General features: G+C 60.3%; 15 protein-coding genes. 8 read left to right on the top strand and 7 right to left on the bottom strand.

The window, feature by feature from the left end; all coding sequences use genetic code 11:
• The first annotated feature begins 46 nt into the window (after positions 1-46).
• The 7 genes from ACZ89R_RS05230 (at position 47) to ACZ89R_RS05200 (ending at position 5,831) form a co-directional block, all read left to right on the top strand.
• Complete coding sequence (locus ACZ89R_RS05230; protein WP_105341167.1) at positions 47-709, top strand: amino acid ABC transporter permease; 663 nt, start codon at positions 47-49, stop codon at positions 707-709.
• A gap of 9 nt (positions 710-718) precedes the next feature.
• Complete coding sequence (locus tag ACZ89R_RS05225; RefSeq protein WP_007898262.1) at positions 719-1,381, top strand: amino acid ABC transporter permease; 663 nt, start codon at positions 719-721, stop codon at positions 1,379-1,381.
• A complete protein-coding gene (locus tag ACZ89R_RS05220; protein ID WP_063340152.1) occupies positions 1,378-2,169 on the top strand; it encodes an amino acid ABC transporter ATP-binding protein in 792 nt (263 codons plus the stop codon). The genes ACZ89R_RS05225 and ACZ89R_RS05220 overlap by 4 nt, the downstream gene beginning before the upstream one ends.
• 40 nt (positions 2,170-2,209) lie before the next feature.
• Positions 2,210-2,599: a RidA family protein gene (locus tag ACZ89R_RS05215; protein ID WP_403098135.1), complete on the top strand. Its 390-nt coding sequence runs from the start codon at positions 2,210-2,212 to the stop codon at positions 2,597-2,599.
• A 145-nt stretch (positions 2,600-2,744) separates the two neighbouring features.
• On the top strand, positions 2,745-3,509 hold the full coding sequence (locus ACZ89R_RS05210; RefSeq protein WP_032830034.1) for an IclR family transcriptional regulator: 765 nt from the start codon (positions 2,745-2,747) through the stop codon (positions 3,507-3,509).
• Between the two features lie 39 nt (positions 3,510-3,548).
• Positions 3,549-4,766, top strand: coding sequence for an amino acid deaminase (locus tag ACZ89R_RS05205; RefSeq protein WP_429546467.1), 1,218 nt, complete (start codon positions 3,549-3,551; stop codon positions 4,764-4,766).
• A 129-nt stretch (positions 4,767-4,895) separates the two neighbouring features.
• Positions 4,896-5,831, top strand: coding sequence for a sugar kinase (locus ACZ89R_RS05200; RefSeq protein WP_429546468.1), 936 nt, complete (start codon positions 4,896-4,898; stop codon positions 5,829-5,831).
• 125 nt (positions 5,832-5,956) lie between these two features.
• Here ACZ89R_RS05200 and ACZ89R_RS05195 read toward each other — a convergent pair whose 3' ends face one another.
• The gene (locus ACZ89R_RS05195; protein WP_007898282.1) at positions 5,957-6,232 is read right to left on the bottom strand and encodes a peptidylprolyl isomerase; all 276 of its coding nucleotides are present in this window, start codon (positions 6,230-6,232) and stop codon (positions 5,957-5,959) included.
• A 66-nt stretch (positions 6,233-6,298) separates the two neighbouring features.
• On the bottom strand, positions 6,299-8,836 hold the full coding sequence (locus tag ACZ89R_RS05190; RefSeq protein WP_429546469.1) for a PAS domain-containing hybrid sensor histidine kinase/response regulator: 2,538 nt from the start codon (positions 8,834-8,836) through the stop codon (positions 6,299-6,301).
• Between the two features lie 117 nt (positions 8,837-8,953).
• Between ACZ89R_RS05190 and ACZ89R_RS05185 the strand changes: the two genes are divergently transcribed.
• Positions 8,954-10,063, top strand: a complete 1,110-nt coding sequence (locus ACZ89R_RS05185; RefSeq protein ID WP_429547894.1) for a PilT/PilU family type 4a pilus ATPase — start codon at positions 8,954-8,956, stop codon at positions 10,061-10,063.
• A gap of 140 nt (positions 10,064-10,203) precedes the next feature.
• Here ACZ89R_RS05185 and ACZ89R_RS05180 read toward each other — a convergent pair whose 3' ends face one another.
• The 5 genes from ACZ89R_RS05180 to ACZ89R_RS05160 all read right to left on the bottom strand — a co-directional run bounded on the left by ACZ89R_RS05180 (position 10,204) and on the right by ACZ89R_RS05160 (position 17,917).
• Positions 10,204-12,159 carry an acetoacetate--CoA ligase gene (locus ACZ89R_RS05180; RefSeq protein WP_429546470.1) on the bottom strand — a complete coding sequence of 652 codons (1,956 nt, stop codon included), beginning with the start codon at positions 12,157-12,159 and terminating at the stop codon, positions 10,204-10,206.
• Between the two features lie 148 nt (positions 12,160-12,307).
• Complete coding sequence (locus ACZ89R_RS05175) at positions 12,308-13,093, bottom strand: 3-hydroxybutyrate dehydrogenase (protein ID WP_429546471.1); 786 nt, start codon at positions 13,091-13,093, stop codon at positions 12,308-12,310.
• A gap of 7 nt (positions 13,094-13,100) precedes the next feature.
• Positions 13,101-14,492 (bottom strand): GntP family permease, encoded by a 1,392-nt coding sequence (locus ACZ89R_RS05170; RefSeq protein ID WP_192343757.1) that lies wholly within the window; start codon positions 14,490-14,492, stop codon positions 13,101-13,103.
• Between the two features lie 281 nt (positions 14,493-14,773).
• Positions 14,774-16,189 carry a sigma-54 interaction domain-containing protein gene (locus ACZ89R_RS05165; RefSeq protein ID WP_429546472.1) on the bottom strand — a complete coding sequence of 472 codons (1,416 nt, stop codon included), beginning with the start codon at positions 16,187-16,189 and terminating at the stop codon, positions 14,774-14,776.
• Between the two features lie 147 nt (positions 16,190-16,336).
• Positions 16,337-17,917 carry an ABC transporter ATP-binding protein gene (locus ACZ89R_RS05160; RefSeq protein ID WP_429546473.1) on the bottom strand — a complete coding sequence of 527 codons (1,581 nt, stop codon included), beginning with the start codon at positions 17,915-17,917 and terminating at the stop codon, positions 16,337-16,339.
• Between the last annotated feature and the right edge of the window lie 6 nt (positions 17,918-17,923).

Here is a 17,923-nt window from a genome sequence, read left to right as displayed (position 1 = left end):
GAGAGCGGGGCGGTTTTAAATCGCCCCGCTCAAGGTACTGCTGACCATGAACTATCAGTTGAATTTTGCCGCCGTCTGGCGCGACTTCGACACCTTGCTGGCGGGGCTCGGTCTGGGCCTTGAGCTGGCACTGGTGTCGATCGCCATCGGCTGTGTGATCGGCCTGCTGATGGCGTTTGCATTGCTGTCAAAGCACCGCGCATTGCGGGTGCTGGCGTCGGTGTATGTGACGGTGATCCGTAATACGCCGATTCTGGTGTTGATCCTGTTGATCTACTTTGCGTTGCCGAGCCTGGGGATTCGTCTGGACAAGATCCCCTCGTTCATCATCACCCTGTCGCTGTATGCCGGGGCGTACCTGACCGAAGTGTTCCGCGGCGGGTTGTTGAGCATTCCCAAGGGGTTACGTGAAGCCGGCCTGGCCATCGGGCTCGGTGAGTGGCAGGTCAAGGCGTACATCACCGTGCCGGTGATGCTGCGCAATGTGCTGCCGGCCCTGTCGAACAACTTCATTTCGCTGTTCAAGGACACCTCGCTGGCGGCGGCGATTGCCGTGCCGGAGCTGACCTATTACGCGCGCAAGATCAATGTCGAGAGCTACCGGGTGATCGAAACCTGGCTGGTGACCACAGCGCTCTATGTTGCGGCCTGTTACCTCATTGCCATGATGCTGCGTTACCTCGAGCAGCGTCTGGCGATTCGCCGATAGGAGGCCCCCATGTACGAATCCCCCAGTTGGCTGCATGAGTTATGGGTGGCGCGGGAAGTCCTGTGGCAAGGCTTCCTGACCAGTGTGCAGTGCTCGGCGCTGGCGATTTTACTGGGCACGCTGGTCGGCATCGTTGCCGGTCTGGTGCTCACCTACGGCACGTTCTGGATGCGCGCACCGTTCCGGTTTTACGTCGACATCATTCGCGGCACGCCAGTGTTTGTATTGGTGTTGGCCTGCTTTTACATGGCGCCGGCATTGGGCTGGCAAATCAGCGCATTCGGTGCCGGTACCTTGGGGCTGACGCTGTTTTGCGGCTCCCACGTTGCCGAGATTGTGCGCGGTGCATTGCAAGCGCTGCCCAGTGGCCAGATGGAAGCGAGCAAGGCCATCGGCCTGACGTTTTACCAGGCGCTGGGCTACGTGTTGTTGCCCCAGGCGTTGCGGCAGATCTTGCCAACCTGGGTCAACTCGTCCACCGAGATCGTCAAGGCCTCGACGCTGTTGTCGGTGATCGGCGTCGCCGAATTGCTGCTCAGCACCCAACAGATCATCGCCCGGACGTTCATGACCCTGGAGTTTTACCTGTTCGCCGGTTTGCTGTTTTTCGTCATCAACTACGCCATCGAATTACTCGGCCGGCACATTGAAAAGCGGGTGGCTTTGCCATGACACAAGCTCAAGTTTCGACACAGAATCAAGCGCTGCTGGACATCCGCGGCCTGCACAAACAATACGGCCAGCTTGAAGTGCTCAAGGGCGTTGACCTGACGATGCAGCGCGGCAACGTGGTCACGCTGATCGGCTCCAGCGGCTCGGGCAAGACCACGCTGCTGCGCTGCGTGAACATGCTCGAAGAGTTCCAGGGCGGGCAGATTCTGCTCGATGGCGAATCCATCGGCTATCACGAGGTCAACGGCAAGCGCGTGCGTCACCCGGAAAAAGTCATCGCCCGCCATCGCGCCATGACCGGTATGGCGTTCCAGCAATTCAATCTGTTCCCGCACCTCACCGCGTTGCAGAACGTTACCCTCGGTTTGCTCAAGGTCAAAAAGCTGCACAAGGATGAAGCCGTGGCGCTGGCGGAAAAATGGCTGGAGCGGGTTGGCCTGCTGGAACGTCGCGATCATTACCCCGGTCAGTTGTCTGGCGGCCAGCAACAGCGCGTGGCGATTGCCCGGGCGATTGCGATGAACCCGAGCCTGATGCTGTTCGATGAAGTCACCTCGGCCCTCGACCCGGAGCTGGTAGGCGAAGTGCTCAACGTGATCAAGGGTTTGGCCGAAGACGGCATGACCATGCTGCTGGTGACCCACGAAATGCGCTTTGCCTTCGAGGTCTCGGACAAGATCGTGTTCATGAATCAAGGGCGGATCGAAGAGCAGGGGCCGCCCAAGGAACTGTTCGAACGCCCACAGTCGCCGCGTCTGGCGGAATTTCTCAAGAACACTCGTTTCTGATTTTACAAAAGAATTTTACTTTCAATCAGGAGAAACACCCATGAGCATTACTCGTTACGGCACCGGTAGTACGGCCGGTGGCGGCCAGCCCCGTCCTTTCGCCCGCGCCGTCGAAGCCGATGGCTGGCTGCACGTGTCCGGCCAGGTGCCGGCGCTGGATGGCGAAATCATTGTGGGCGGTATTGTCGAGCAGACTCACCAGACCATGAAAAACCTGATCGCGATTCTGGAGGAGGCCGGTTACGGGCTCGAAGACGTGGTCCGTGCCGGCGTGTGGCTGGAAGACCCGCGGGATTTCTGGAGTTTCAACAAGGTTTTCTCCGAGTACTTCAAAAGCGAACACGCACCGGCGAGGGCCTGCGTACAGGCGAACATGATGGTCGATTGCAAGGTCGAGATCGACTGCATCGCGTACAAGAAAAAGGCCTGAACCGAGGTGACTTCATCGCTAGCAGGCTAGCTCCCACAGGGAAACGCATTCCAAATGTGGGAGCTAGCCTGCTAGCGATGGCGGCCTAACGGTCGTCGCCGCACTCTAGGTAAACTCCCGGCGACTTTGAATGGGAACCACTGAAATGACCGAAGACACCATCAAACGCCGGGCTCGCGGTCTGGACCGGGCGTTCGACATTCTCGATTTCCTCAAGGAAATCGGCCAGCCCCTGCGCCCGAATGAAATCGCCAGCGGCATCGGCAGCCCGAAATCGACGGTCTACGAACTGGTCGCCTCCTTGTTGGAGCGGCGTATTCTCGAACCTGTGGGCAAGGACGGTCACGTTTACCTCGGTCGTCAGCTGTACTTCCTAGGGCAGGCGCATTTGCGCCATTTCGACCTGACCCGCGAGGCTGATCTTGCCTTGCAAGAGATCGTCAGCCAGACCCGTGAAACCGCGCAGATGTGCCTGCTCAACGGGCGCAAATACACCGTGGCGTTGATGAAAGAGGGCGAGCGTCATTTCCGTATTTCCTCGGACATCGGCGAGAACGCGCCAATCCCCTGGACCGCTTCCGGGCGCTTGCTGCTGGCGCACCTGAGCGATCAGCAGATTGTCGACTTGATCGACCCGGACGACTTCATCCTGCCCGACGGCGAACGTTTGCCGCTGGAGCGGTTTCTCGAGGAAATTCGCCAGGCCGGCATCGACGGATTCTTTTCCTTCGACAGCGTCGCTGACACGTTTACCCATTGCTTCGCCGCCCCGGTCAAAGACCCGAATGGCGTGGCCATCGCAACCCTGTGCATCGTCGCCCCAAGGGCCGATGCGAAGAACAATTACAACGACTATCGTCGGGTGCTGATCGACAGCGCCAACAGCCTCGCCCGGCGTATCAACGAATAACAGCGGCTGCCTGCGGCCGCGAGTGTGAGGAGATCGACCATGTATTCCGCCAAAAATACTGCCGCCGTGGAAAAGGGCTTTGCCCACACAGGCGCCAATCTTGTGCGCGACGTCAGCCTGCCTGCACTGGTGCTGCACCGCGACGCGCTGGAACACAACATTCGCTGGATGCAGGATTTTGTCAGCAACAGCGGCGCGGAACTGGCGCCCCACGGCAAAACCAGCATGACCCCGGCGCTGTTTCGCCGCCAACTGGACGCCGGTGCCTGGGGCATTACTCTGGCCAGCGCCACGCAAACCCGCGCGGCTTACGCCCATGGCGTGCATCGGGTGCTGATGGCCAACCAATTGATCGGTACGCCGAACATGGCGCTGATCGCTGATCTGTTGGCAGACCCGACCTTCGATTTCTATTGCATGGTCGATCATCCGGATAACGTCGCGGACCTCGGCGCGTATTTCGCCTCGCGCGGGGTGCGCTTGAACGTGATGATCGAGTACGGCGTGGTCGGCGGGCGTTGCGGTTGCCGCACCGAAGCCGAAGTGCTGGCGCTGGCCAAGGCGATTGCGGCGCAACCGGCATTGGCGCTGACCGGCCTCGAGGGTTACGAAGGAGTGATTCACGGCGATCACGCGGTGAGTGGCATCCGTGCGTTCGCTGATTCTTTGGTGCGCCTGGCGGTGCAATTGCAGGACAGCGGCGCGTTCGCCATTGCCAAACCGATCATCACGGCGTCGGGTTCGGCCTGGTACGACTTGATTGCCGAATCCTTCGAAGCGCAGAACGCCGGCGGGCGCTTCCTCAGCGTGCTGCGTCCTGGCAGCTATGTAGCTCACGACCATGGCATCTACAAAGAAGCGCAATGCTGCGTGCTCGACCGCCGCAGCGACCTGCACGAAGGATTGCGCCCGGCGCTGGAAGTCTGGGCGCATGTGCAGTCGTTGCCGGAGCCGGGTTTTGCGGTGATCGCCCTGGGCAAACGCGACGTCGCCTACGACGCCGGTTTGCCGGTGCCGTTGCAGCGTTACAAGGCTGGTGTGGTGCCGGCGATCGGCGAGGATGTGAGTGCCTGCAAGGTGACAGCGGTGATGGATCAGCACGCGTTCATGACTGTGGCGCCGGGGGTTGAGTTGCGGGTGGGCGATATCATTTCGTTCGGTACTTCGCACCCGTGCCTGACGTTCGACAAATGGCGCATCGGGTGTCTGGTGGATGAGCAGTTGAATGTCATCGAAACCATGGAAACCTGTTTTTAAGGATCCATGCCGAGGTGCGGCCATCGCGAGCAGGCTCGCTCCCACAATGGAATGCGTTTTCCCTGTGGGAGCGAGCCTGCTCGCGATGGGGCCCTATCAGACAACACAGAAACACCTGAGGCCCACAATATGAACAGCATCAGCCCCCTCGGCCCCAACACCCCGCGCATCGCCCTGATAGGCGAATGCATGATCGAATTACAGCAGCGCGCCGATGGCACGCTGCAGCAAAGCTTCGGCGGCGATACCCTGAACACGGCGGTCTACCTGGCCCGTGAGCTGGGCGATGGCGGCACGGTGGATTACGTCACCGCCCTGGGCGATGACAGTTTCAGCGACGCGATGTGCCAGAGCTGGGCCAGTGAAAACATCGGGCTGGACATGGTCCAGCGTTTGCCCGGTCGCCTGCCTGGCCTGTATTGCATCCAGACCGATGCGGCCGGCGAGCGACGTTTTCTCTACTGGCGCAACGAAGCGGCAGTGCGCGATTGCTTCACCACCCCGGCGGCCGCGCCGATCCTGGCGGCGCTGCCGGATTACGACGTGTTGTATTTCAGCGGCATCACTCTGGCGGTGCTCGGTGTGCAAGGGCGGGAAAAACTTCTGGAAACCCTGATCGAAGCCCGGCAACGGGATGCGCGGATCGTGTTCGACAACAATTATCGACCACGCTTGTGGGCTTCGATTGAAGAGGCACGGGCGGCTTATCGCAGTGTTCTGCCCTATATCGACCTGGCGTTGCTGACGGTTGACGATGAGCAGGCGCTGTTCCACTTTTCCGATTGCGCGGCGGTATTTGCCGCTTATGAGCAAATGGGCACGCCCGAAGTGGTGCTCAAGCGCGGGGCCGAGGCGTGTCTGATTCGCTGTGACGGTGAGTCGTTCGAAGTGCCGGCACAGGTGGTCGAGCGGGTGGTGGACACCACGGCGGCGGGGGATTCGTTCAGTGCGGCGTATTTGGCGTGTCGGCTCAAGGGTGGCAGCCCGGTCGAGGCTGCCGAGGCGGGGCATCGGTTGGCGAGTCGGGTGATTCAGGTGCCCGGGGCACTCATCCCCAAGAATTGAAATGCAATCCCTGTAGGAGCTGCCGAAGGCTGCGATCTTTTGATCTTGATCTTTTCGGGATCGCTGAAAATCAAGATCAAAAGATCGCAGCCTTCGGCAGCTCCTACATAGGGCTTTCAAGCCCCTCAATCCCGATAAAACACCTGCACCAGGTGATAACCAAACTTGCTCTTGATCGGCCCATGCACCACCCGCAGTGGTTTTTTGAAGATCACCGCATCGATCACGCCGACCATCTGCCCGGGCCGTACTTCGCCCAGGTCGCCGCCGCGTTTGCCGGACGGGCATGTGGAGTATTTTTTGGCCAGCACATCGAAGGCTTCGCCCTTGGCGATGCGTTGTTTGAGCTGCTCGGCTTCTTCCGAGGTCTTCACCAGAATATGGCGGGCTTGGGCTTTCATTGGCAGTACCTTGCAACGGTGGTGGCTATGTTGGTGCCAGCGTGGGGCGCGCGATTATGCCTTAACTCAGTCCGCTTGGCCGATCATCGTGCGAATCTTGTTGGCCAACAGGTCAATGGAAAAAGGTTTGGCCACCATGTCCATGCCTTCCTCCAGAAAACCCTGGCGTTCGGCGGCTTTCTCCGCATAACCGGTCATGAACAGCACCTTCAGACCCGGGCGATGCTGACGCGCGATTTCTGCCAGTTGCCGACCATTCATGCCCGGCAGCCCGACATCGGTCACCAGCAGATCGACCCGCAGATCGGATTCCAGCAAGGGCAGGGCGGCCTTCGCGTCTTCGGCTTCATGGGCGTGATAACCCAGTTCATTGAGCAGGTCGAGCACCAGCATGCGCACCGCCGGATCGTCTTCCACCAACACCACTGTTTCACCGGCCACCGCTGCCGGAGTTTCGCCGGTGAGCGGCTCCAGAGTGTGCTCCGGCACCGCGACGTGCAGGCGTGGCAAATACAGGCGAACGCAGGTGCCCTGGCCCGGCAGGCTGTGAAGGCTGACGTGCCCGCCCGACTGCTGGGCGAAACCATAGATCATCGACAGCCCCAGGCCGGTGCCCTGACCGATGGGTTTAGTAGTGAAAAACGGGTCGAAAGCCTTGGCCAACACTGACGGCGTCATGCCGGCGCCGTTGTCGCTGACGGCAATCATCAGGTAGTCCCCGGCCCTGACCGGTTCCAGAGGGGTGATGTCGCTACCGTCGAGGTGAACATTGGCGGTTTCGATCAGCAGCTCGCCACCTTCGGGCATCGCATCCCGGGCATTGATCACGAGGTTGAGCAGCGCGTTTTCCAATTGGCTGACATCAGTACTGACCGGCCAGACTTCATCGGCCAGCTTTATTTTGAGCTCGATAGGGTCGCCCTTGGTGCGGCGGAACAAATCTTCCAGGGAATGCACCAGCTGATTGGCATTCAGCGGCTTGCGATCCAGTGACTGACGCCGGGAGAACGCCAGCAGGCGATGGGTCAGGGCGGCGGCGCGGTGAGCCGAGGACACCGCGGCTTCGGTAAAGCGCCCGATCTCGGCGGCACGCCCGTCGGCGATGTAGCGCTGCATCAAATCGAGGCTGCCGATGATCCCGGTGAGCATGTTGTTGAAGTCATGGGCGATGCCGCCGGTGAGCTGTCCCACCGCTTCCATTTTCTGCGCATGCCGCAAGGCGTCTTCGGCGCGCTCGCGTTCGAACATCTCGTTCTGCAGCCGCTGGTTGGCTTCGGCCAATTGCTGAGTGCGGGCGCTGACGCGTTCTTCAAGGGTTTCGTTGAGGTTGCGCAGGGCTTCTTCGGTCTGTTTGCGCTCGGTCTCGTCGATCACGAAGATGTAGAAACCGTTGACCGCGCCGTCCGCGCCATGACGTGGCAGGTAGTTCATCAGGGCCTGACGGGTGCTGCCATCGCGGTGCGCGGCGCTGATGCTGAAACTGCAAGCCTTGCCTTTCAGCGCCTCGGTAATGTATTCGGCGCGCAGGGCATAGGCTTCGTCGCCCAGCACTTCACGGACGGTGCGGCCGTAAAGCTCCTGAGGCGTCAGGCCGTACCATTCCAGGTAGGCGGCATTGTTGAGGCGAAAACGCTCCTCGCTGTCGACGTAACTGATCAGGATCGGCATGGCGTTGATGATCAGTTGCAGCTCGGTCTGGCTCTGGCGCAAGGCCTGTTCAATGTGTTTGCGTTCGGTCAGGTCGAGTGCCGCGCCAAGGAAACGAATCGGCCGACCATGATGATCCTTGTAGCAGCGGCCTCGGGCAAACACCCAGCGCAATTGGCCGTCGGGCTGCAGCAAGCGATATTCCTCGGCGTACTCGCTGCCATGGGTGATGCAGTGCTTGATGCTGCGGGCAATCATGGCCCGGTCTTCCGGGTGCACACCGTGGAGGTATTCGCTGATGGGCAACTGGTTGGCCATGGCCGGATCGACGCCATGCAATTGCGCGAAGTGGGCATCGGCGATGAAACGGTCTTCGCCGATGTCCCAGTCCCAGGTGCCGACGGCATCGGTGGCGGCCAGCGCCAATTGCAAACGCTGCTCGGTTTCGTGCTGGGCCTTGAGGCTGGCGGCGGAGCGTTGCTCGAGTTCCAGGGCGATGCGGCGGCGTTCATTGGTTTCGATGGCCGTGACCAGAATCCCGGCAACCTCGGCGTTTTCATTGCGAATGGGGCTGTAGGTCAAATCCAGCCAGAAGTCGGAATCTCGCCCGTCGCGCTGCAAGGTAAAGCGCTGTTCGCTGTAGGTCCGCACCTGACCCTGTAGGACGGCGCTGTAAATCGGGTCGGTGAAGTCTTTCAGTTCTGGCCAGATCAGGTGTGTGGGTTGTCCGAAAGCGTGAGGGTGTTTGCTGCCGGCGAGGAAGGCGAAGCCGTCGTTGTAGATCTGGGTGAGCTGCGGGCCCCACAGCAACAGCATCGGCATTGGCGAGTGAATCACAATGTCCACGGCGGTGCGCAGGCTCTGCGGCCAGTGATCCGCGGCGCCCAGCGGGTTGTTTGTCCAGTCCAGTCGGGCAATCAAGGCCTGGGCGTCGCTGGCGGTCGGTGGTGCGTTCATTACAATGTCCTGCGTCAGTCGGTGTGGCGGCGTCTACTATCCTTGCATGGCGGTAGACGCTGGATGACCCAGATGGGGTCATTTTTTCAATTGAATGCTTCGCGGGTGTTTTTTGCCATGGAAATCGATGCACTGTTGCAAATTCTGGCCAGCCGTAATGGCTCCGATCTTTACCTGTCCACGGGCGCGCCACCCAGCGCGAAATTTGACGGTGTGCTCAAAGCCCTGGCCGAGCAACCGTTCAAGCCCGGAGAAATCGCTGCCATTGCCGCGTCCATCATGGACGCCGAACAGCGGCTGGAGTTCGATCGCGAACTGGAAATGAACCTGGCGCTTTCCCTGACCGGGGTCGGGCGCTTTCGGCTCAATATCTTCAAGCAGCGCAATGATGTGTCGATCGTGGCGCGCAATATCAAACTCGACATTCCACGTTTCGAAGACCTCAAGCTGCCTCCGGTGTTGCTCGAAACCGTGATGCTCAAACAGGGGCTGATATTGTTCGTCGGTTCGACCGGTTCGGGCAAGTCGACCTCGCTGGCGGCGCTGATCGATTACCGCAACCGTCACAGCAGCGGCCATATCATCACCATCGAAGACCCGGTCGAGTTTATCCATCGGCACAAGAAGTCGATCATTAACCAGCGTGAGGTCGGCGTCGATACCCGCAGTTTTCATGCAGCGTTGAAAAACACCCTGCGCCAGGCGCCGGACGTGGTGCTGATCGGCGAGATCCGTGACCGCGAGACTATGGAGCACGCGCTGGCGTTTGCCGATACCGGTCATCTGGTCATTTCCACTTTGCATGCCCACAACGCGAATCAGGCGCTGGACCGCGTGATCAACTTCTTTCCCGAAGAACGCCGGGCGCAACTGCTCCATGACTTGGGCAATAACCTCAAGGCCTTTGTTTCCCAACGTTTGGTGCGTACCCGGGATGGGCAGCGCCGGGCGGCGGTGGAAGTGATGCTGGGGACGCCAACCATCGGCGACCTGATCCGGCGCAATGAGCTTGGCGAGCTCAAGGGGATTATGGAGAAGTCGTCAGAAGCGGGAATGCAGACCTTTGATGGAGCGCTGTTCGGGCTGTTTGCCGAGGGCGCGATTGATGAGGCAGAGGCATTGAAACATGCAGATTCGGTGAACAACTTGCGTCTGCGCCTGAAAATGCACGCCGAGGCCACGCCCGGGCCCCATGCACCGCCGGGTGAGTGGAATTTGATGGACTGACGCATACCCCTGTAGGAGCTGCCGAAGGCTGCGATCTTTTGACTTTGGCGTCAGATGAATCGTTAAAGATCAAAAGATCGCAGCCTTCGGCAGCTCCTACAAGGGTCGCATTTCAGTCGTTCAGATCGGTGCGGCGTGTTTCAGTCGTTCAATTCAGGGCGGTCGCGAAACTGCTCCAATGCCTCGGGATTGGCCAGTGCGTCGGTGTTCTTCACCTTCTGGCCATGTACCACATTCCTTACCGCCAGCTCGACCACCTTGCCGCTGATGGTCCGCGGAATATCGGTCACCGCGACAATCTTCGCCGGCACATGCCGCGGCGTGGTGTTGGCGCGGATGACTTGGCGAATCTGTTGTTGCAGCGCTTCGTCCAGCTCGACACCGTCGCGCAACCTCACAAACAGCACCACTCTCACGTCATCCTGCCATTGCTGGCCGATGGCGACGCTGTCCAGCACCTGCGGGATTTTCTCTACCTGACGATAGATTTCCGCCGTGCCGATGCGCACGCCGCCGGGGTTGAGCACGGCATCGGAACGCCCGTGGATCAATAGGCCACCGTGGGGCAGTTGTTCGGCGTAATCGCCCTGGGTCCAGACGCCCGGGAACAGGCTGAAATAGGACTTTCGCAGTTTCTCCCCGTCAGGGTCATGCCATAAACAGATGGGCATCGCCGGAAAATGTCGGGTGCACACCAGTTCGCCTTTTTCCCCGATCACAGGCGTACCGGCGTCGTTCCAGACTTCCACCGCCATGCCCAGGCCCTTGCACTGTATTTCGCCACGGCGCACCGGCAGGACCGGATTGCCAATCACAAAGCACGAAACAATGTCGGTGCCGCCAGACATCGAAGACAAACACAGGTCGGACTTGAACGCGCGGTAGACGTAATCGAAGCTTTGCGGCGACAGCGCGGAACCGGTGGACAGCACGGTTTTCAGGCTGCTCAGGTCATGACTGTCGCAGGGCTTCAGGCCATTGCTTTCCAGCGCGGTGAGGAACTTGGGGCTGGTGCCGAAGACGTTGATGCGTTCGTCGTCGATCAGGTCGATCAAACGCTCCGGGCCTGGATGAAACGGCGAGCCGTCATACAGCACCACGGCGCTGTCGACCGCCAAGGCCGAGACCAGCCAGTTCCACATCATCCAGCCGCACGTGGTGTAGTAGAACAAACGGTCGCCGGGGCCGAGATCGGTATGCAGCCCATGTTCCTTGACGTGTTGCAGCAGTACGCCGCCGGTGCTGTGAACAATGCACTTCGGCACGCCGGTGGTGCCGCTGGAATAGAGGATGTACAGCGGATGAGCGAAGGGCACGGGAATGAATTGCGGCTCGCCGCCCGGGTCGTAGAAATCGTCCCATAGCGTCACGTTGGCCTGGCTGCGGAAGTCTTCTATACGCGCCTGGGGTCGTGCATAAGGCACAACGATCAACTGCTGCAAGGACGGCAGTTGCCCGAGGATTTCGTTGACCTTGGCGGTCTGGTCAATCTCTTTGCCGGCGTAACGGTAACCGGCGCAGGTGATCAGCACTTTCGGCTCGATCTGGCCGAAGCGGTCGATCACCCCATGAGTACCGAAATCTGGCGAGGAACAAGACCAGATCGCACCCAGACTGGTGGTGGCGAGCATGGCTACCAGGGTTTGCCAGGTGTTCGGCATGCACGCGGCCACGCGGTCGCCGAGGCCGACACCGGCGGCTTTCAGGCCGTTTTGAAAACCGGCGACATGGCTCGCCAGTTCGGCCCAGGTCAGTTGTTCCCGTTGGCCGTTTTCGCCGATGGCCACCACCGCCACGGCATCGTCGCGACGGCGCAGCAAGTGCTCGGCGAAGTTCAGCGTGGCGCCGGGGAACCACTGGGCGCTGGGCATTTGTGCGCCCTCAATCAGCACCGCGTCTGGCTGATCGTGAAAACGGATGTCGAAGAAATCGACGATGGCCTGCCAGAAAGCTTCGCGTTGATCGATGCTCCACTGGTGCAGGGCAGGGTAGTCGGCGATCTCAAGGGCATGTCGCTGATTGACGAAGCGCCGGAAGGCCTCCATGCGGGATTTGCCGATGCGCTCGGTGCCGGGTTGCCAGAGGATGTCGGACATGGCTTGGCCTCTTTTTCTTATGTGTACACAGTCTACTGTGGCGAGGGAGCTTGCTCCCGCTGGACAGCGAAGCTGTCCCAAAACCGATTTACGACTGCTTCGCAGCCGAACGGAAGCAAGCTCCCTCGCCACAGGGGTTACCGGTGGGTTACTGCGCCAACCACCCACCATCAATATTCCACGCCGCGCCACGCACCTGGCTACCGGCTTCGCTGCATAAAAACAGCACCAACTCACCCAGCTGCGGAGGCGTCACGAATTCCAGCGACGGCTGCTTCTCCGCCAGCAAATCATGTTGCGCCTGCTGCGGGTCGATCCCGGTCGCGGCGCGATCATCGATCTGCTTTTGCACCAGCGGCGTCAGCACCCAACCCGGGCAAATGGCATTGCAGGTGACGTTCGTCGTAGCGGTTTCCAGACCGACCACCTTGGTCAGGCCGATCACACCATGCTTGGCCGCGACATACGCCGCCTTGCCCACCGAACCGACCTGGCCATGCACCGAGGCGATGTTGATGATCCGTCCCCAGCCCTTGGTGCGCATCCCCGGCAAGCTCAAACGGGTGCCGTGAAACACCGACGACAGATTGATCGCAATGATCGAGTCCCAGCGCTCCACCGGAAAATCTTCCACCGACGCCACGTGCTGGATGCCCGCGTTGTTGACCAGGATATCCACGCCGCCGAACTCACGCTCGGCGTACTCGATCATGTCGGCGATCTGCGCCGGGTCGCTGACGTCGGCGGGGTGATGGCCGACCTTGCCGCCGCTTTTATTATTGAGCTGTTCCACCTCGGCAATCACCCTGGATGCATCGCCGAAACCGTTGAGGATCAGGTTGGCGCCCGCCTTGGCCAGGCTCAGGGCGATTCCCAGACCGATGCCGCTGGTGGAACCGGTGACCAATGCGGTCTTGCCCGAAAGAGTCGTCATGAATACCTCACACAATGCCAGTGGCGTAGAAAGTACCGATCACCACAAAAACAGCGAGTGTCTTGATCAGCGTAATACAGAAAATGTCTTTGTAGGCTTCGCGGTGGGTCAAACCGGTGACCGCCAGCAACGTAATCACCGCGCCGTTGTGCGGCAGGGTGTCCATGCCGCCACTGGCCATCGCGGCGACCCGGTGCAGCACTTCCAATGGAATGTTGGCGGCATGGGCGGCGCTGATGAACGTCTCGGACATCGCCGCCAGGGCAATGCTCATGCCGCCCGACGCCGAACCGGTGATGCCGGCCAGCAGGGTCACGGTAATCGCTTCGTTGACCAGCGGGTTGGGAATGCTTTTGAGCCAGCCGGACAGCACCAGGAAACCCGGTAGCGACGCGATCACTGCACCGAAACCGTATTCCGACGCGGTGTTCATCGCCGCCAGCAGCGCGCCGCTGACCGCACTTTTACTGCCTTCGGCCAACTTGCCGCGAATCGTCTGAAAGGCGAACACCAGCACCATGACGATGCCCACCAGCAAGGCTGCCTGGACCGCCCAGATCGCGGTCAGTTTGGCGATGTCGGTGGTTACCGGTGCAGCCATGCCTGGCAACGAGAGGCTGTGAGTCTTGCCGTACCACAGCGGAATCCAGCGGGTGAACAGCAGGTTCATCAGGCCCACCATCAACAGCGGCGACAGCGCGATCCACGGGTTGGGCAGCTTGATATCCGGCGCGGTTTCCGGCTCGTTGCGCAGCTCTGAACCATACCCTTCACCGCTGCGCTGGGCCTTGTTGCGCTGGCTTTGAAGGAACAGCATGCCGGCGCAGAACACGAAAATCGTGCCGATCACACCCAGCCACGGCGCGGCCCAGGCGGTGGTGTTGAAGAAGGTGCTGGGGATGATGTTCTGGATCTGCGGGGTGCCGGGCAGGGCATCCATGGTGAACGAGAATGCGCCGAGGGCGATGGTCGCCGGGATCAGGCGCTTGGGGATATTGCTCTGGCGGAACATCTCGGCGGCAAACGGGTAGACCGCAAACACCACCACAAACAGCGACACGCCGCCGTAAGTGAGCAGGGCGCAGACCAGCACGATCACCAGCATCGCCTGACGAGTGCCGAGCAAGCGAATGGCCGCTGCGACGATGGAGCGGGAGAAGCCCGACAACTCGATCAGCTTGCCGAACACGGCACCGAGCAGGAACACCGGGAAATACAGTTTGACGAAGCCGACCATTTTTTCCATGAACACCCCGGTGAAGACGGGGGCAACGGCGGAAGGGTCGGTGAGCAGGACGGCGCCGAGGGCGGCGATCGGGGCAAAGAGGATAACGCTGTAGCCACGGTAGGCAGCCACCATCAGCAGCGTGAGGGCTGCCAAGGCAATGATCACACTCATGGTGTGTCTCCTTCGATTGTTATTTTTGTAGGGTGAAGCTTTGTGGGAAGGGCTATAGCGAGTTTCGTGCCAGATATATAAGTTGATGAAATATAAAGGATTTATATTTTTTCTGAATGTTGCGGAGGATGTTTGTCTCTGTTTGGAGACGGTGAGCGCCTTAAAAGATCGCAGCCTTCGGCAGCTCCTACAGGGAAACGCAGAAATCACCGTAGGAGCTGCCGAAGGCTGCGATCTTTTGATCTTGAAAAATAAATCTACCAATGGAGATCTGTGTCTCTTTATGGAGACTCCGCAATCCCCAACGCCACCATCTTCTTGTACAACGTCGACCGCCCCAGCCCCAAACGCGCCGCCGCTTCGATAACCTTCCCACCGCATTGCGCGAGGGCGGACTCAATCAACTGCCGATCAAACCGTTCGCGAGCTTCACTGAAAGTCTCATGGGCAACCGGCTCGATGGCCAAGGGCGCCACACGCTGCACCGGGATAAAACTGCCAATCGCCGCGCGGATATCCGCCACGTTCAGCATCAAATCATCACTGAGCAATGCCGCACGCTCCAGAACATTGCGCAGTTCGCGGATGTTCCCTGGCCAGGCGTGTTGACCCAACAAATTCAAGGCTTCGGGGTTCAGTTCGTGCTGACTGCGCAGCTCTTCGAGGATCGCTTCGCTGAGGGCCGGCAGGTCGTCGAGGCGATCACGCAGGGGCGGGACCTGAATCGGCAGCACATTAAGGCGGTAATACAAATCGGCACGAAACTCGCCGCGTTTGATCGCCGCTTCCAGGTCGGTGGAAGTGGCCGCGATCACCCGCACATCGCTCTGGATCACTTCGTTGGAGCCCACCGGTTCGAATTCCTTTTCCTGCAACACCCGCAGCAATTTGCTTTGCAGCGGCAGCGGCATGTCGCCGATCTCATCGAGAAACAGCGTGCCGCCCTGAGCGATCTGCAACTTGCCGGTGCGGCCCTTGCGATCGGCGCCGGTGAACGCGCCGGGGGCGGTGCCAAAGAACTCGGCTTCCAGCAGCGACTCGGGGATCGCCGCGCTGTTGATGCTGACGAACGCTTTGTGCGCCCGAGGCGAGGCGCCGTGAATCGCCTGGGCCAGCAACTCTTTGCCGGTACCGGTTTCGCCCAGCAGCAACACCGGAGACTCGGCACTGGCGCTGCGCCGGGCGCGACGTTTGACGTCCAGGCTGGCGGCGCTGGTGCCGATGAAGTGGGCGAAGTTGTACTTGGTCTGCCGTGCCCGCAGCAGCGAGCGGGTGGAGGCGAGTTCTTCCTGCATGCTCAGGTAGCGCTTGAGCATCGGCGACAGGCTGCGCAATTCATCGAACAGGGCAAAGCCGATAGCGCCAATCACTGCGCCGGCATCGTCGTGAATCGGCAGACGCATCACCACCAGCGGTTCCTTGGGGGTGTCTTGCATGTCCAGCAGGATGGGTCGTCCGGTGCGCACCACCTCACGCAACAGGCTGCCAGGGATCACACTTTCACAGGCCCGGCCGATCGCACCTGCAGCCGATTCGAGACCGAAACGCCGGGCATAACGCTCGTTCATCCAGACGATGTTCGCGTCGCGGTCGACAATCACCGTGCCTTCGCTCGATTGCTCGATGATTTCGAACAGTGAGCGGATCGCCAGGGTACGAACGCGCTGGTAGTCCTTGAGGCTTTCGGTGGTGTTCATCGGTGTCATATCCAGAATGTGTGGTGTTTGTTCGGGCCCCATCGCGAGCAGGCTCGCTCCCACAGTCGATCTGTGTCGTTCACAAATCCCCTGTGGGAGCGAGCCTGCTCGCGATGGCCGCTACACGGTCCAACGGCATGACGCCGATTATGCCCACCCCGGATGCGCCGCCGCCAACAGCTCTTTGGTATACGGATGCTGCGGCGAGTCGAACACCGTGTGGCTGGCACCGCTTTCCACCACTTTGCCGTCCTTGATCACGATCATGTCGTGGGCCAGGGCGCGTATCACCGCCAGGTCGTGACTGATGAACAGGTAGGTCAGGCCGTATTTTTCCTGAAGCTGACGGAGCAGGGCGACCACTTGTTTTTGCACCGTGCGATCCAGCGCCGAGGTCGGTTCGTCGAGCAGGATCAGCGCCGGTTTCAGCACCAGTGCGCGGGCAATGGCGATGCGTTGGCGTTGGCCACCCGAGAATTCGTGCGGGTAGCGATGACGGCTTTGCGGGTCGAGCCCAACTTCTTCCAGCACCCGGATCACCTGGGCTTCGCATTCGTCCGGGGTGGATTGGCTATGAACCTCAAGGCCTTCACTGATGATCTGCGCCACGGACATTCGCGGGCTGAGACTACCGAAGGGGTCCTGGAACACCACCTGCATCTTCTTGCGCCATGGTCGCAGCTGCTTTTGCGTCAAGCCATCCAGGGCCTCACCCTGAAAGCGAATGCTGCCTTGCGAATCGAGCAAGCGCAGGATCGCCTGACCGAGGGTGGACTTGCCCGAACCGGACTCACCGACGATGCCCAGCGTCTTGCCACGCTGAACATTCAGACTGATGTCGTCCACCGCACGCAGATAGGTTTTACGCTGGAACAGGCCGCCACCGATGACGAACCGGACCTGTAAATTATCCACTTCCAGCACTTTTTCACGCTCGTCCCGGGGCAGCGCTTCACCTTCCGGCTCGGCGTTCAGCAACATGCGGCTGTAAGGGTGTTTCGGCTCGGTGAACAGCGTTTCGCAAGGTGCCTGCTCGACGATTTCCCCGGCGTGCATCACGCAAACCCGCTGGGCCATGCTGCGCACCAGATTGAGGTCGTGGCTGATCAACAGCAGCGACATGCCGAGCCGCTGTTGCAGGGATTTGAGCAGCAGCAGGATCTTGCGTTGTACCGTCACATCCAGCGCGGTGGTCGGCTCGTCGGCGATCAGCAATTCCGGCTCGCAAGCCAGGGCCATGGCGATCATCACCCGTTGCCGTTGGCCGCCCGACAGTTGATGGGGATAAGCCTTGAGCCGTTCTTCGGGTTTCTGGATGCCTACCAGTTGCAGCAACTCAAGAATCCGCGCTTGTGCCGCTTTGCCGCCCAGCCCTTTATGCAGCAGCAAGGTTTCGCCGATCTGCTTTTCAACGCTGTGCAGCGGATTGAGGGAGGTCATCGGCTCTTGAAAGATCATCGCGATCCGGTTGCCGCGCAGCTCGCGCAAGGTCTTGATGTCGGTGCCGATCAATTCCTGGCCGCGATAGCGAATGCTGCCGGTGGTTTGAGTGCCGGTCTCGGGCAGCAGTTGCAGGATCGAGTGGGCAGTCACCGACTTGCCGCAGCCCGACTCGCCGACCAGCGCCAGGCATTCTCCGGGGCGGATGTCCAGGCACAGGTTGCGCACCACGGTCTGGCCGATGAAAGCCACGTTGAGGTCACGGATTTCGATCAGGTTGTCACTCATATCAAC

It is taken from the genome of Pseudomonas sp. TE3728 (assembly GCF_056279145.1).
Note: the sequence above shows the minus strand (reverse complement) of the source record. Positions and strands in the feature narration are given on the sequence as shown.

Coding starts and splice junctions, on each gene's coding strand:
- ACZ89R_RS05230 (WP_105341167.1), top strand. CDS start 47: ATGAACTATCAGTTGAATTTTGCCGCCGTCTGGCGCGACTTCGACACC.
- ACZ89R_RS05225 (WP_007898262.1), top strand. CDS start 719: ATGTACGAATCCCCCAGTTGGCTGCATGAGTTATGGGTGGCGCGGGAA.
- ACZ89R_RS05210 (WP_032830034.1), top strand. CDS start 2,745: ATGACCGAAGACACCATCAAACGCCGGGCTCGCGGTCTGGACCGGGCG.
- ACZ89R_RS05160 (WP_429546473.1), bottom strand. CDS start 17,917: ATGAGTGACAACCTGATCGAAATCCGTGACCTCAACGTGGCTTTCATC.
- ACZ89R_RS05205 (WP_429546467.1), top strand. CDS start 3,549: ATGTATTCCGCCAAAAATACTGCCGCCGTGGAAAAGGGCTTTGCCCAC.
- ACZ89R_RS05190 (WP_429546469.1), bottom strand. CDS start 8,836: ATGAACGCACCACCGACCGCCAGCGACGCCCAGGCCTTGATTGCCCGA.
- ACZ89R_RS05185 (WP_429547894.1), top strand. CDS start 8,954: ATGGAAATCGATGCACTGTTGCAAATTCTGGCCAGCCGTAATGGCTCC.
- ACZ89R_RS05175 (WP_429546471.1), bottom strand. CDS start 13,093: ATGACGACTCTTTCGGGCAAGACCGCATTGGTCACCGGTTCCACCAGC.
- ACZ89R_RS05180 (WP_429546470.1), bottom strand. CDS start 12,159: ATGTCCGACATCCTCTGGCAACCCGGCACCGAGCGCATCGGCAAATCC.
- ACZ89R_RS05200 (WP_429546468.1), top strand. CDS start 4,896: ATGAACAGCATCAGCCCCCTCGGCCCCAACACCCCGCGCATCGCCCTG.
- ACZ89R_RS05165 (WP_429546472.1), bottom strand. CDS start 16,189: ATGAACACCACCGAAAGCCTCAAGGACTACCAGCGCGTTCGTACCCTG.
- ACZ89R_RS05170 (WP_192343757.1), bottom strand. CDS start 14,492: ATGAGTGTGATCATTGCCTTGGCAGCCCTCACGCTGCTGATGGTGGCT.
- ACZ89R_RS05215 (WP_403098135.1), top strand. CDS start 2,210: ATGAGCATTACTCGTTACGGCACCGGTAGTACGGCCGGTGGCGGCCAG.
- ACZ89R_RS05220 (WP_063340152.1), top strand. CDS start 1,378: ATGACACAAGCTCAAGTTTCGACACAGAATCAAGCGCTGCTGGACATC.
- ACZ89R_RS05195 (WP_007898282.1), bottom strand. CDS start 6,232: ATGAAAGCCCAAGCCCGCCATATTCTGGTGAAGACCTCGGAAGAAGCC.